Origin of the sequence: Alkalibacterium thalassium, from assembly GCF_900101165.1 — a bacterium.
In the GTDB taxonomy this organism is placed as follows: domain Bacteria; phylum Bacillota; class Bacilli; order Lactobacillales; family Carnobacteriaceae_A; genus Alkalibacterium; species Alkalibacterium indicireducens.
Genome location: NZ_FNFK01000008.1, coordinates 1 through 14,726, shown reverse-complemented (window position 1 = coordinate 14,726; position 14,726 = coordinate 1). Strand labels below are relative to the sequence as shown.

15 protein-coding genes and 1 rRNA gene are annotated in these 14,726 nt (G+C 43.3%); 15 read left to right on the top strand and 1 reads right to left on the bottom strand.

The features are described from left to right. The first annotated feature begins 496 nt into the window (after nt 1–496). From BLR76_RS03395 to BLR76_RS03335, 13 genes are all read left to right on the top strand, one after another. On the top strand, nt 497–1,567 hold the full coding sequence (locus BLR76_RS03395; RefSeq protein ID WP_091265443.1) for an LLM class flavin-dependent oxidoreductase: 1,071 nt from the start codon (nt 497–499) through the stop codon (nt 1,565–1,567). A gap of 12 nt (nt 1,568–1,579) precedes the next feature. Next, on the top strand, nt 1,580–2,146 hold the full coding sequence (locus BLR76_RS03390; RefSeq protein ID WP_091265440.1) for an NADPH-dependent FMN reductase: 567 nt from the start codon (nt 1,580–1,582) through the stop codon (nt 2,144–2,146). A gap of 237 nt (nt 2,147–2,383) precedes the next feature. Next, nucleotides 2,384–2,944, top strand: coding sequence for a biotin transporter BioY (locus BLR76_RS03385; RefSeq protein ID WP_091265437.1), 561 nt, complete (start codon nt 2,384–2,386; stop codon nt 2,942–2,944). 92 nt (nt 2,945–3,036) lie between these two features. Further along, complete coding sequence (locus BLR76_RS03380) at nt 3,037–4,308, top strand: UDP-N-acetylglucosamine 1-carboxyvinyltransferase (RefSeq protein ID WP_091265434.1); 1,272 nt, start codon at nt 3,037–3,039, stop codon at nt 4,306–4,308. A 26-nt stretch (nt 4,309–4,334) separates the two neighbouring features. Beyond that, nucleotides 4,335–5,591, top strand: a complete 1,257-nt coding sequence (gene rho, locus BLR76_RS03375) for a transcription termination factor Rho (RefSeq protein ID WP_091265431.1) — start codon at nt 4,335–4,337, stop codon at nt 5,589–5,591. 198 nt (nt 5,592–5,789) lie between these two features. Next, nucleotides 5,790–6,044 carry a type B 50S ribosomal protein L31 gene (locus BLR76_RS03370; RefSeq protein WP_091265428.1) on the top strand — a complete coding sequence of 85 codons (255 nt, stop codon included), beginning with the start codon at nt 5,790–5,792 and terminating at the stop codon, nt 6,042–6,044. 161 nt (nt 6,045–6,205) lie between these two features. Next, complete coding sequence (locus tag BLR76_RS03365) at nt 6,206–7,261, top strand: D-alanine--D-alanine ligase family protein (RefSeq protein WP_091265427.1); 1,056 nt, start codon at nt 6,206–6,208, stop codon at nt 7,259–7,261. Nucleotides 7,262–7,297: 36 nt separating this feature from the next. Beyond that, nucleotides 7,298–8,686, top strand: coding sequence for a UDP-N-acetylmuramoyl-tripeptide--D-alanyl-D-alanine ligase (locus BLR76_RS03360; protein ID WP_091265424.1), 1,389 nt, complete (start codon nt 7,298–7,300; stop codon nt 8,684–8,686). Between the two features lie 328 nt (nt 8,687–9,014). After that, the gene (cshA, locus tag BLR76_RS03355) at nt 9,015–10,484 is read left to right on the top strand and encodes a degradosome RNA helicase CshA (RefSeq protein WP_091265423.1); all 1,470 of its coding nucleotides are present in this window, start codon (nt 9,015–9,017) and stop codon (nt 10,482–10,484) included. Nucleotides 10,485–10,667: 183 nt separating this feature from the next. After that, nucleotides 10,668–11,021 carry a holo-ACP synthase gene (gene acpS, locus BLR76_RS03350; RefSeq protein ID WP_091265420.1) on the top strand — a complete coding sequence of 118 codons (354 nt, stop codon included), beginning with the start codon at nt 10,668–10,670 and terminating at the stop codon, nt 11,019–11,021. A gap of 202 nt (nt 11,022–11,223) precedes the next feature. After that, on the top strand, nt 11,224–11,478 hold the full coding sequence (locus BLR76_RS03345) for a hypothetical protein (RefSeq protein WP_091265418.1): 255 nt from the start codon (nt 11,224–11,226) through the stop codon (nt 11,476–11,478). A 68-nt stretch (nt 11,479–11,546) separates the two neighbouring features. Further along, nucleotides 11,547–11,903 carry a type II toxin-antitoxin system PemK/MazF family toxin gene (locus BLR76_RS03340; RefSeq protein ID WP_091265415.1) on the top strand — a complete coding sequence of 119 codons (357 nt, stop codon included), beginning with the start codon at nt 11,547–11,549 and terminating at the stop codon, nt 11,901–11,903. Nucleotides 11,904–12,072: 169 nt separating this feature from the next. Continuing rightward, on the top strand, nt 12,073–12,567 hold the full coding sequence (locus BLR76_RS03335) for a QueT transporter family protein (protein ID WP_091265412.1): 495 nt from the start codon (nt 12,073–12,075) through the stop codon (nt 12,565–12,567). A gap of 89 nt (nt 12,568–12,656) precedes the next feature. On the opposite strand, the gene cbpA is transcribed toward BLR76_RS03335, so the two are convergent. Next, nucleotides 12,657–13,295, bottom strand: a complete 639-nt coding sequence (cbpA, locus tag BLR76_RS03330; RefSeq protein ID WP_091265410.1) for a cyclic di-AMP binding protein CbpA — start codon at nt 13,293–13,295, stop codon at nt 12,657–12,659. A 124-nt stretch (nt 13,296–13,419) separates the two neighbouring features. Between cbpA and BLR76_RS03325 the strand changes: the two genes are divergently transcribed. Together BLR76_RS03325 and BLR76_RS03320 are read left to right on the top strand one after the other, a co-directional pair. Beyond that, a complete protein-coding gene (locus BLR76_RS03325) occupies nt 13,420–14,127 on the top strand; it encodes an O-methyltransferase (protein ID WP_091265408.1) in 708 nt (235 codons plus the stop codon). A 393-nt stretch (nt 14,128–14,520) separates the two neighbouring features. Continuing rightward, a 16S ribosomal RNA gene (locus tag BLR76_RS03320) occupies nt 14,521–14,726 on the top strand; the annotation flags it as partial.

Genomic DNA, 14,726 nt, shown 5'->3' with positions numbered 1-14,726 from the left:
TCCGAGTAAGGGAGCAATCCCGATAGCACCGGCACTCAAAGCGAAAAGTCATCCGAGTAAGGGAGCAAACCCGATAGCGCAGGCACTCAAATAGGAAAAGCGTCCGAGTTACGGGGCAATCACCAAGCCACCCCAAAACCGATAGAACCTCCACAAACCCGGCAGTTCAAAATAATGAAGCGGTCGGATCGACCGACCGCTGTCCACTTTAAAAGCCCTTAAAAGACGCCAAGCAGAACGAGTCGGGTGAAAAAGTCGTACGAATTCGAGGTAAAAGGCTTACTATAAGTTAGTTTGTGGTGTATACTGGGTAACGGAAGGTAAAGTGAAGCACATATAAGTCATTAGAAAGACTGGATTGCTGCTACTGAAACTAGAACAATTCGCTTGGGCGGGGAAAAATGAGGCTATGATATCCTCTGCCCGCCGAATCTGAATGAGATACCCCAGTAAAAGTCGAAGCACCGACTGAAATTTAAACGAAAAGAGTGATGACATGAGTTTTGAACAATACCGAATCGATGACAGCAAAGGCCTGGAGTTCGGCTTGTATACTTTAGGTGACCATTTAAAGAATCCGCATATAGACAAACGGATTTCCCCTCAGCAGCGGCTGCAGGAAATCATTGAAATGGCTAAGCTGGCAGAAGAAGCAGGCATTGACCTGATCAGCGTAGGAGAAAGCCATCAGGATCACTTCACTACGCAGGCGCACTCGGTTGTCCTGTCGGCAATCGCCCAGGCGACAGAAAAAATTAAAGTGAGCAGTTCATCCACAATCATCAGTACGTCTGACCCGGTGAGAGTCTACGAAGACTTTGCCACGATCGATCTGATTTCAGGTGGCCGGGCAGAAATCGTAGCGGGACGGGCTTCCCGTGTAGGCTTGTTCGAGCTTTTAGGATATGATCTGCATGATTATGAAGAACTGTTTGAAGAGAAATTTGAACTTCTGCTACAAATAAATAAAGAAGAAGTCGTCAACTGGGAAGGAGAATTTCGTCAACCACTAAGGGATGCGCATATTCTTCCACGTCCGCTTAATGGAAGCCTGCCGATATGGCGTGCTGTCGGTGGCACACCGGCCAGTGCAATGAAAGCTGCTTATCAGGGCGTGCCGATGTACCAAGCGATGCTAGGAGGACCAGCGTCTGTATTCAAGCGTCCGATTGATGCCTATAGAGAAACACTTGAAAGTCTTGGCCAGGATTCATCAGAATTTCCTGTTGCGACAGCTGGCTTCTTTTATGCAGCGGACACGACGCAACAGGCATTGAAAGAATATTACCCGCATATCAACGAAGGCATGAAGCTGACAAATGGACGTGGTTTCCCTAAGCAAGCATTTGCCCAGGGTACTCATCTAAAAAATATCATGAACGTCGGCAGCCCCCAGGAGATCATCGAGAAAATCCTTTACCAGCATGAGACATTCAATCACCAGCGCTATATCGCTCAAATGGATTTCGGCGGCGTGCCGTTTGATAAGATCATGAGAAATATAGAGCTGATAGGAAATGAGATTTTACCGGCAGTCAAAAAGCATACAGCCAAAGCGAAAGCATAAGGAGTGACTAGAGTGAATATTACCCTGCTATCCGGCTCGACGATCGGGTCTAAAACGCGAACAGCGATGAACTATACAAAAGATATCATTGAACGAAACTATCCTGATCATGAGGTTACCCTTCTGGATCTGGCTGATTTTGAGCTGGTTTTCAGTGATGGACGGGACTTCAGAGAATATAAGGGAGACACAAAAGTTGTGACCGAGACGATTATGGCGTCTGACATCATCCTCATAGGTACACCAATCTTTCAGGCATCCATTCCCGGCTCTTTGAAAAACGTGTTCGACCTGCTTCCTCAGGATGGACTGAGAGACAAAACAGCAGGCATACTGGTGACAGCGGGGTCATCCAAACATTACCTTATTGCTGAAACACAACTCAAACCGATCCTTGCTTATATGAAGGCTCAAATCGTTCAGACCTACACCTTCATGGAAGAAAGAGACTTCTACCGCAAGAAGATTGTCAATGAAGATGCAGTATTCAGGATCGAGCGTCTTGTAGAAGATACGATGATCCTTTCCGAAACGTATACAGAGGCTAGGCGCATTAAAGAAGAACAATATGGGTTTTAAAGCGAATAAATTCTTACAGAACATTAACAATCGTTAGTGTTCTGTATTTTTATGTTGAAAAAAAAAGTAAACCCTGTATGATTATGATTGTGGGCAACTGTACGTTTTAATGCCTTGTTCACATTGTCACATGTTAACCGTTTGTATTCCAAAGAAATGTACATGAACTTCTGATAAAGAGAATATCTTCATTGGTAGTTCGCTATAAACTAAATGAAATGTTAGTAGGTTAAAGAAATGAAAAAACCATCTGCACATGACCTTACTCAAATAGCCTTATCCGCAGCACTCCTTGCCGTCTCTTCAATTGTCGTCTTGCCAATTGGAGTTATCCCAATCACTTTACAAGTATTCTTCTTTTTATTCATTCCGGCGTTATTAGGGCCAGTCAAAGGTCTGATGACGATTATTTTGTATATCGTTATGGGCTTGATCGGAATGCCTGTATTTGCTGGGGGAAGCGGAGGCATGGGAAGTATTCTTTCTCCGTCTTTCGGTTATATTGTGGGAGCACTGGCGGTCGCATGGATAGTCGGGTCAGGATTAAAGAAACAGAGAAACAAATGTGAAATGACAGGGATCATGAGCCTGGGATTAGGCGTGCTGTATATAACAGGCATGAGCTACCAGTATATTCTTATGAATACCGTTCTTGACTCACCGATTTCACTTGTGAGCATTGTCAGTATGAATCTGACGGTCTTTCTTCCTATTGATGCGCTTAAAATGCTACTGGCTATCGCCTTATATGACAGACTGTCCAGCTTGCCATTCGCAAGGCGTATCGTTAAACTGTAAGCAGTCCGACTTTGAAAAGTAGAATGACTTAATATTACAAATAGAGAACTTCAGACAACCAATAATCGTATAAACAAAAGTGAGGACTTATAATGACACAAAAATTAATCGTAAATGGTGGACATGACTTATCCGGGGAAGTAACGATTTCAGGAGCAAAGAACAGCACAGTAGCGCTGATTCCAGCGTCAATTCTTGCTGATTCACCTGTTACGCTGGAAGGCGTACCAAACATTGCAGACGTCCACTCGCTCATCGAAATCCTTAATGACATGAATGTAAAAACGCACTTTGAAGGCACAACTCTGACAGTAGATCCTACAGAGATGGTATCGGTTCCCATGCCTACGGGTAAAATCAAAAGCTTAAGAGCGTCTTATTATTTTATGGGCGCGTTACTTACTAAGTTCGGACAAGGCGTCGTGGGTCTTCCTGGTGGATGCTTCCTTGGTCCGCGTCCAATCGACCAGCACCTGAAAGGGTTCAGAGCCTTGGGTGCTACTGTTGACAATGAAATGGGTGCAATGTATCTCAAGACAGATGAAGATGGTCTCCAGGCGGCGCGTGTCTACTTTGACGTCGTGTCCATTGGAGCAACGATCAATGTCATGCTGGCAGCAGTAAAAGCTAAAGGCAGAACGATCATCGAAAACGCTGCGCGTGAACCTGAAATCATTGATGTAGCGACGCTTCTAAATAATATGGGGGCAAAAGTACGTGGAGCAGGAACAGACATTATCCGTATAGATGGTGTCGAAGAGATGCATGGATGCCGTCACACTGTAATTCCTGACCGCATCGAAGCAGGCACGTACCTGATCATGGCTGCGGCAAAAGGGAAAGATGTCGTTATCCGCAACGTCATTGTCGAGCATCTAGAAAGTTTGATCGCAAAAATGGAGGAAATGGGCGTGCCTCTTGAAATTGGGGAAGATTACGTTCGTATCACCAAGCCGGAAGGGAATCTGAGAGGTGTTTCTATAAAGACACTGCCTTATCCTGGTTTTGCGACCGACTTGCAGCAGCCGTTTACACCTCTGCTTATGATGGCCCAAGGTGAATCGATGATTGTTGATACGATTTATCCGAAACGCATCAAGCACATTCCGGAACTGAACCGTATGGGTGCTAAGGCTCGTGTGGAAAGTGATGTCATCCTGATCGAAGGTGGCACACATCTTGAAGGAACCGAAGTCAAAGCCAGTGATTTGAGAGCCGGAGCCTGTCTTGTAGTAGCTGGTCTGATTGCTGAAGGACAGATGACCATTGACGGAGTAGATAATATTCTTAGAGGATATGATCATATTGTAGAAAAATTGACCGCTTTAGGCGCAGACATTTACATGGAAGAGAGTGGCGATTAAATTATAGGAATAGGGGATAGGGACGAGTGGCAAAATTTTTAACTTTCAGTGATTTACAGAACATGACTTTAAAAGAGATTTATGAGCATGCTAAGCGGTTGAAAATACCTTATTACAGTCAGATGAACAAAAAGGAACTGTCTCTAGCTGTTATTCGCGCGCAGGAAGAAAAACAGGGGTATTTCCAGGTCAGCGGGGTGCTTGATAAAATCAACAGCCAGGACTTTGGTTTTTTACGTCCGATCAATTACTCTCACAGTAACGAAGATATTTATATTTCAGCCTCTCAGATGACGCGTTTCAGCTTGAGAAATGGAGATAAAATCACCGGTACAGCGCGTCCGCCTAAAGCGGGAGAACGGTACTACGGACTGATGAACGTCAAACTGGTCAATGGAAAGAATCCTGAAGAAGCTAGAGAACGCCCTCACTTCCCGGCCCTTACACCGTTGTATCCGGATCGTCGAATCAACCTTGAATCATCCGAGAACGAACTGTCTGCACGGATGATCGATCTCGTGGCTCCGATCGGGTTCGGACAGAGAGGACTGATTGTCGCACCGCCTAAGGTAGGGAAGACGACATTGCTCAAAGAAATTGCCAACGGAATAAAGGCAAATCATCCGGAAGTTGAACTGATTGTCCTGCTTATTGATGAACGCCCCGAAGAGGTAACCGATCTGGAACGGAGCATCGATGGAGAAGTCGTTCATTCGACATTCGATCAGCAGCCGCAGAACCACGTCAAAGTGAGCGAACTGGTTCTCGAACGTGCCAGACGATTGGTTGAGGACAAGCAGGATGTAGTCATCCTTATGGACAGCATCACTCGTCTGGCTAGAGCGTATAACCTTGTGGAACAGCCAAGTGGGCGTACGCTTTCCGGTGGGATCGATCCTGCAGCTCTTTACAGACCAAAACGTTTCTTCGGGTCTGCCCGTAATGTTGAAGAAGGTGGCAGCATGACGATCGTCGCAACAGCATTAGTGGATACTGGAAGCCGAATGGACGATGTCATTTATGAAGAGTTCAAAGGAACGGGTAACATGGAAGTCCATCTGTCCCGAGAACTGGCTGAACGACGCATCTATCCGGCAATCGATATTAAAAAATCAAGTACCCGTAAGGAAGAAATGCTTCTTTCCAAAGAAGAATACGAAGCGGTCTACAAACTGCGTAGAGGGATGCGCAATGATTCACTGGAGTATACGGATCAGTTCATCAAGACATTGAGACGTTACGGGAAGAATGCCGCCTTTGTAGAAAAAGTACTTAAGCAGTAATCATCTAAATAATGCGCAGAAAAATGGGACAATCCATTGCAACAGACGGCAGGATATGTTAGTATGTCTAGTGTTGCATATATAATCAAGCCGATGAAGGAGACCAGTGCTTAGCACTGATCACCCAGTCGCTGACTTAAAGGATTAGGATAACTATGGAGCCGCAGAGGTTTCATGGCATGAAGGAGTGAAAAAGATATGAAACAAGGAATTCATCCAGAATATCGTCAAGTAGTGTTCATGGACACAACGACAGGATTTAAATTCATGTCAGGGTCTACTACAACATCAAACGAAACAGTTGAATGGGAAGATGGAAAAGAGTATCCGCTTATCCGTATGGAGGTTACATCTGACTCTCATCCGTTCTACACTGGACGTCAGAAATTTGCTCAGGCAGATGGACGTATCGACCGTTTCAACAAAAAATACGGTCTTGCAGACGAAGAATAATCGGTTTAAAGCTCTGGCTAGCCAGGGCTTTTTTCTTTGCCCAAAATATAATTGGTATTCGATACCCAATTATATTGTTGCTGCGGGAAAATATGCTAAAATGGGATTAAATTCTGTTTTGCCTATGTAATAAACTATCAGCTTAATACAGGAGGAAACGAATGAAACTTTATCTGATCTATGGAGGAAAGAGTGCGGAACATGAAGTATCCATCAAATCCGCTTACTCGATTTTACAGAAAATATATTATGATCATTACACAGTCATACCGGTTTATATCACAAGGGAAGGTCAGTGGTACAAGGCTGGAAATGTGAACAGTAAAGATGGTATTCCTGAAGTGGAAGAAATGAATCAGATCGCCAAGAAACAGCCGTTCAATTTCACTGAAATGATGGAAGGTGAATCGGTAGCTTTCCCGGTGCTTCACGGCCCGAATGGTGAAGATGGGACGGTCCAAGGTCTCTTTGAAGTGTTCGACATTCCTTATGTAGGAGCTGGCGTGCTTGCAAGTGCTGTCGGTATGGATAAAATCATCAGTAAAAGCGTATTTAAAGAAGCAGGCCTGCCAATCCTGCCTTACAATGAGGTAAAACTGACTGACTGGAAAGTTGATCCTGATAAAGTCAAGGACGGTCTGATTCAGTCTTTAGGCTTCCCGATGTTCGTCAAGCCGGCCAATCTGGGCTCAAGCGTGGGTATTACCCGAGTGCTTGAAGAAACCAAGTTAAAAGAGGCGATCGAACTCGCATTCGAATACGATACAAGAATCGTCGTGGAAAAAGGTGTCAAAGCGAGAGAAATCGAAGTAGCTGTCTTAGGCAATGAAGACATTCATACATCAGTTCCAGGTGAACTTATCAAGCATAAGCCTTTTTATGACTATGAAGACAAGTACCTGAACCAGGAAGTGATTAGACAGGTCCCTTCAGATATTTCAGATGAGTTGACCAAAAAGCTGAGGGAGCTGGCAGCGCGTGCCTTTCACGCAATCGATGGCGCTGGGGTGTCTCGTGTCGATTTCTTCCTTACTGAAGATGGAGAAGTCTACGTCAATGAAGTCAACACTTTCCCTGGGTTTAGGAACAACAGTATGTATCCTAGAGCATGGGAAAAAACGGGTTTGCCTTATGAAGATCTGATTGAAGAAGTAATTCAGCTAGGTATCAGACGTCACAAGGACCGTCTTGAGCTTAATACAAGACGAAACAAGTAAGAAGGAATCAAGGAACAGAAGGGACGGAGAGAAACAATGGCTAAATGGACATTAAATGAAATAGCTTCAGCTGTAGATGGTAAGTTGATTGATGGGGACGACAATCTGAAGATAGAAGGCGTATCGTTTGATACTCGCTCGCTGCAGCCCGGTGACCTGTTCATCCCTCTGACTGCTGAGAGGAACGGGCATGATTTTATCGAAGCAGCGATTGAAAAAGGAGCGGCTGCCAGTTTCTGGAGTGATGACACAGAGAAAGCTCCGGAAGGCTTCCCGATCATAGGAGTAGCGGATACGGAAAAAGCCTTTCAGCATTTTGCGCAGTATTATCTGAACAAAGTAGGGCCTAAAGTCATTGGGATTACTGGAAGTAACGGAAAGACTACAACGAAAGACATGGTCGCAGCCGTTGCTTCTGCCAGATACCGGACGTATAAGACAGTCGGGAACTTCAACAATCACCTGGGACTGCCGTTTACGATACTCAATATGCCGGAGGATACAGAAGTGCTGGTACTTGAAATGGGAATGAGTGAACGAGGGGAAATCGAAGTGCTTTCTGAGCTGGCTCATCCTGACATTGCTGTGATTACGATGATCGGAGAATCTCACATTGAATTTCTCGGGTCGCGTGATGCAATTTCTGAAGCTAAACTTGAAATCGTTAAAGGGATGTCGAACGGCACACTGATCTATCCAGGCAAAGAGCCGCTGCTTCAAGATAAAATAGCAGCAGGGTATGTGGATGCGACTGTAGGCAAGCGTCTGACTTTCGGAAAAGAAGAAGGCGTAGATCTATATCCGGTCACAGTGGAAGCCAGGTTAAAGCAGACCGTCTTTACGACTAATGCGGATCCTGAACAGTTATGCACGCTGCCGGTCCCTGGAATCTACAACGTTCAAAATGCACTGGCTGCTGTTCTAGTTGGAGAAGAGATCGGTATATCCAATACGGAAGCCTATGTCCAGCTTGAGAACTTTGAACTGACTAAGAACCGTCTTGAATGGATCGATGGAATCAATGAATCCACTCTGCTCAACGACGCATACAACGCCAGTCCATCATCAATGAAAGCCGTTCTACGTTATTTCCAGGAAATCAATGTCCCTAAGCGAAAAATCATTGTACTAGGAGACGTGCTTGAACTAGGTGAGCATTCCAGAGCCATGCATGAAAGTTTGAGTGAAGCGATCGACCCTAAGAAAGTCGACCTGGTTGTCTTGTACGGAAAAGAGATGAAAGCTTTATATGATAAACTGCTACCTCAAATGAATGAGCAGAACCTTCAGCATTTTGAAGGAGACAAGCAGCCGTTAGTTGATTATCTGGAGAAACAGATCAAAGAAGAAGATACGGTTCTACTGAAGTCAAGCCTGAGTACAGGGATGCTTGAAGTTGTGACTAAGTTAAGTCACGAGGAATAAGTGTAAAACGTATTCATTTTATAGAGGTATGAAAACGAGTTGAAAACAAGTTGCTCACGTGTTAAGATAACATCTGGAATGAAGTGAACCGTTCGTTTAATGGATACGTCGAATTATCCGTATAGAATTTAAAATTAAATACTGAGTCAAGTTAACTATGATCCCTGGTGTCTCGCATCGAAATTGAGTGACGAACACTAGGGTCTTTATTTGAACAGAAACGATACAAATCTGTTCATTGCTTTCGAAGTTTCTCTTATGTAAGAGTGACTGTACCTTGGCTCGTAAACGAATGAACGCTAAGGAAAATATTAGGAGGAAACATTCTTTGAAATTTAATGAACTAGATTTACTACCTGAACTACTCAAATCCGTACAGAATATGGGATTTGAAGAAACAACACCAATCCAGGAGCAGACGATCCCGCTTGCACTTGCAGGAAAAGACGTCATCGGACAAGCACAGACAGGAACAGGTAAAACTGCCGCTTTCGGTCTGCCTATGCTTCAGAAAATCGACGTCAAAAACCACAATGTTCAAGGGCTTGTTATCGCCCCTACTCGTGAACTGGCTATCCAGACACAAGAAGAACTATTCCGTTTAAGCAAAGACAAGCGTGTGAAAGTAACATGTGTCTACGGTGGAGCAGACATCGGACGTCAGATCAAGCAGATCAAAGGTGGCGCACAAATAGTTGTTGGAACACCTGGTCGTATGCTTGACCACATCCGTCGTAAAACATTGAAACTGAACCAGGTTCAGACATTGGTACTAGACGAAGCTGATGAAATGCTTAATATGGGATTCATCGAAGATATCGAAACAATTATTCAGGAAGTACCAGCTGAGCGTCAGACCTTGCTATTCTCAGCAACTATGCCGGCTCCGATCAAACGTATCGGTGAACGCTTCATGCAGGACCCTGAAACAGTTCGTATCAAAACGAAAACACTATCTGCTTCAACTATCCAACAGTACTATACAAAAGCGCGAGACAACGAGAAGTTTGATATCATGACTCGCCTGCTGGATGTACAGAATCCTAAGTCAGCTATCGTATTCGGACGTACGAAAAGACGTGTCGATGAACTGGCTAAAGGACTTGAAATGCGCGGATACCAGGCTGAAGGAATCCATGGAGACCTTTCTCAAGGCAAGCGTATGAGCGTCTTGAAAGACTTTAAAAAAGGTAAAATCGATATCCTAGTAGCAACAGACGTCGCTGCCAGGGGGCTGGATGTCAGCGGACTGTCACACGTATACAACTATGACATTCCTCAAGATCCTGAAAGTTATGTTCACCGTATCGGACGTACTGGACGTGCTGGTGAAGAAGGCGTAGCTGTTACATTCGTCACGCCTCATGAAATGGGCTACCTGCGTACAGTTGAAAAACTGACTAAACAGCCAATGACGTCTCTTCGTCCGCCTACAAACGACGAAGCGCTTGAAAGTCAGCTCAAGACAGCTATGGCAGACATTCAGGAAATGATCGATCAGAACGGCCTGGATAAGTACGAAGCTGCTGCTGAAAAGCTTCTGAGTTCATACTCAGCTGAAGATCTGGCTGCTGCTTTAGTTAAGAACATGGTTAAAGATCCGACAGATGTACCAGTAAGCATCACACCTCAGCGTCCGCTTCCAAGCAAAGATAAGCGACGTGGCGGTGGCCGTGGCGGAAAAGGAAAAGGAAACTATTCCAACAACCGTAGAGGTAAAGGTGGAAACCGCAACTATAAAGGTAAAGGACGTTCTGGAGATAAAGGGAACCGTTCAAATAACCGCCGTTCAAACTAATGAGCGAACTGAATAAATAAAACTAGCCGACTGATCATCTGTTCTTGTTACATTGAACAGGTGATCAGCCGGTTCTTTTTAATCTAATCTTAAATTATATGAAATGACTTTTATTATTTAATCTGGTAACATAATACAGTAGCTGATTGATTTAATATTGAGTTATAGAATTGAGGAAGACAGATGATTGCTGGTATCGGACTGGACATAGTCGATATTGAACGGATCAATAAAGCGTACATAAAAAGACCATCCTTTGCTGATCGAGTTCTGACAACTAATGAACTGGAGTATTTTCATTCATTAAAAGGAACGAGAAAGATAGAATTTTTAGCCGGCCGATTTTCAGCAAAAGAAGCGTACTCTAAGGCCTTGGGAACAGGCATCGGTAAGCTGACTTTTCGTGATGTTGAAATCCTGCCAGATGATCAGGGAAAACCTACGATCACCGTATGTCCTTTCCCTGGAAAGGCCTGGGTATCGATTTCTCATACAGGAACGATCGCAGTAGCACAGGTTATTTTAGAAAACAAATAACAAACGTCTTGATGAGCGGTTTTTTGAGTCAAAGAATTGTCACAAAGAGTGGTTCAATTTGTTCGCCTTTCATGATAAACTAGCAGAAAAGGAAAGAGATTCTACATTTCTTATGGCTGAGTATTCATTGAAGCTTCTGACACTGGTGTCAAGTAAGCTGGCTGTTTAGCTTTTTTATCAGTATATTTTGGAGGGCATATTCATGAAAGAGCATAGCAATAGAAAAATGGTTATTGAACTTGATCAATCAGTTTACGAAGATATCGAAGAATATTGCATGGAGACAGATACTGAAGAAACGGAACTCATGTCTGACATTTTCCACTGCTTTGTTCGGGAAACAATGAATAAAATGGATGCCATGAGGAAGGGATATGCAGAAATGGGACACATCAATTTGGAAATCTGTTCCGAATTTGATGGATGCGAGAGCGAAGCGCATACTCATATCTGGTAACAAGGTTCCGGCAGCTCTTCAAACGGAACACGACCTTATCTGAAAGGCTCCTTCAAGGAGGAAAGCCTATGGTTAAGCGTGGAGATATTTTTTATGCAGATTTATCCCCGGTAGTTGGATCGGAACAAGGCGGTATGCGCCCTGTTCTAATTATACAGAACAATGTTGGAAACAAATATAGCCCGACAGTTATTGTTGCGGCAATCACAACAAGAATCGAAAAAGGTAAGATGCCGACACATGTGGAGGTCAGTGCCAATCAGGGACTGGAAAAAAATTCTGTCATTCTGCTTGAACAGATCAGAACGATTGATAAACAGCGACTGAAAGACCAAGTCACGCAGCTGGATGCTGAAACGATGAATGCTGTTGATGAGGCCCTGTCTATCAGTGTGGGTTTGTCAAATAAATATAAACATATCTAAGGCCTTACTATACTTAGTAAAGACGGAATCTAGTCGGAATGACTGGAGTCTGTCTTTTTTGTGTATTGAAAAATTGATGTAAGCATGCTAAGCTTATCCTCGTTGTCTAAAAACGACCGTGGTTCGAAAGCGTCAACCCACGATATAAAAACTAGGAGGAAATGAAAAAATGAAAACAAAGCAATGGGTATTAAACGCCATAATAGGAGCCCTTTACACAGGTATCACACTACTTATCGCTCCGTTTGGTTTTGGAGCGATTCAGTTCAGATTATCTGAAATGCTGAACCATCTGGCAGTCTTCAATAAAAAGTATGCTTATGGTGTAACAGCCGGAGTCGTCCTGACAAATCTGATTCTCTCTCCTTTTGGAGTATACGACTGGATTCTTGGAGTTGGTCATACGATTGTCTCATTTATTGTTTTCTTTATTGTAACGAAGAAAATCCAGTCACCGATTAAGAAGATGATGATCAATACCGTTATATTTTCGGTGTTCAGCTTCATGATCGCACTGATGCTCCTGCTTATTGGGGTAGAGGAAGTTTTCTGGTTAACATACCTGACAGTATTCCTTGGACAGTTTGTTACTATGGGAGTCGGGATACCAATCATCCTTTCACTGGATAAGAAACTGAACTTCAATAAACGCATGGAAAATTAAACAAGTTTGGCGCAAAAAAACAGTGCATGTCCCTAGTGTTCTCTTTTAGAAGAGCGATAATAGGAGCAGCACTGTTTTTCTATTTAATCTTAATCGTTATGAAGGTCTTCAACCTGTACAACCTTGAAGCCTTTTCTGTCAAGAACCTTCGAGATTTCGTCAACAGTTTTTCGTGAGACCCCAGGTTCCAGGGTCATGATTGTGCGGCGGACCATGTTCTCTCTCTGGACATCAAGAGTAATACAGCTCATGATTGAACAGTAGCGGTTGATCAGTTTGGAGATATTAGCCAGATCTCCTCTTTCACCAGGAGTAGCAATGGTAAGAACATAACTTCCCTGGTCGATACTCCAGGACTGCTGAAGCAAGTCGATCAATGTGCTGTGAGTCAGAATACCGTAGAAATTATTGTTCTCATCTAACACAGTAATATATGGTAAGTCTTTGATCATAAAGAAGATTTTAAAGAACGACGAATTAATGTGTACATACTTGGTCGCGTTCTTAAGTAAGTGGGTCACCGGGAGGTCCATGTCTCCACCATTGGCCTTGTGGCGATAAATGTGCATTTTGTAGATATTTCCACGGAAAATACGGCCGCTTTTATCCAGCACAGGCACACAACGGAAGCCGGTTTCTTCTAATAAAGCAATTGCTTCCTGTAAAGTAGCTGATTCAGAAATAGTTGTGACGCTATTTTTAGGGACTGATAGTTGTTTGATAAGCATAAATGGAAAGCTCCTTCTCATCTGATTTTTCGTGTTTTCACATTTTCATTATAACAGAATCAATCTTGGTTAAGTAGATAAATCAGTGTAAAATAGAGAAAATAAAAGAAAAGAGGAAACGACTATGCATAAACGGAATGAAATGATGGACCGTCCTGTGATCAATAACGACGTTAGAGAATTTCTTAGAAGGGACCAGAAGCAGTTAGAAGGTAAATTGCTGGAGATTGAAAAATGGGCGAATGAAAACCGTGTTCCTGTCATCCCTCACGAAACAGTCGCGTTCTTTAAATGGCTGCTTCCTTTGCTCAGCCCAAAAGATGTACTTGAAGTTGGAACAGCTATCGGGTTTTCTGCGGCGCTTATGCTGGAATCCATGCCTCGGGATGGACACGTGACAACAATTGAACGGAATCCGGACATGATTGCTAAAGCGGAAACTAACTTCAAGCTCCTGGGGCTAAAAGATAAAGTCACCCTATTAGAAGGTCAGGCCAATGAATGGCTGGAAAAAATAAAGTCTAATTCAAAAGATTTCATTTTCATGGATAGTGCTAAAGCAAAATACTACAGTTTCTTTCCCGAGTGTTATCGTATTCTGAAAATGGGTGGTGTATTAGCTGTTGACGATGTTCTCCAAGGTGGAACGATACTTAATGATGAAAAGGACATTCCGAAACGTACAAGAAAGATCCACAGAAAATTAAATGAGTTTCTTGATGTAGTTCTTGATCATCCGGCAATGGATGCGGTAATCCTGCCAGTAGGAGATGGACTGTTAATGATTACAAAAAGAGACGAAGCTGATTTTTCATTTATGAAGGAAGAATAAAGCTGGTCAAGTAAAGCTTTGTTTTAGCCCACTCGAAAAATAATTAATAAATATTCGAAAACCTGTTGACGAAAGATGGAAAACTTGGTATAGTTATATTCGTTGTTGAATAACAGCAGCCAAAGTTTTCCTTTGTGTCAGCGTTGTGCGGATCAAATGCACGAAAAAAACTTTTTAAAAAAGTTGTTGACATCTAATTGAAAACAATGTAATGTTATAAAGGTCAGCTCGAACGGAACAACACGAAATAAAGAGCTGAACGAGATAGATCTTTGAAAACTGAACAAAGTAGAAACAACCAAATGTGCAGGGGTCTTCGATTCTTTTGGAGTCGAAGGCAACAAACGAGTTAACATGGTTAACTCACAAGTAATACAATGAGCAAGTCAAACTTAAAATGAGAGTTTGATCCTGGCTCAGGACGAACGCTGGCGGTATGCCTAATACATGCAAGTCGAACGCTGAAGCACTCTGCTTGCAGAGTGTGGATGAGTGGCGAACGGGTGAGTAACACGTGGGGAACCTGCCCATAAGAGGGGGATAACATCCGGAAACGGGTGCTAATACCGCATAGGTGATCATAGCGCATGCTTAGATCA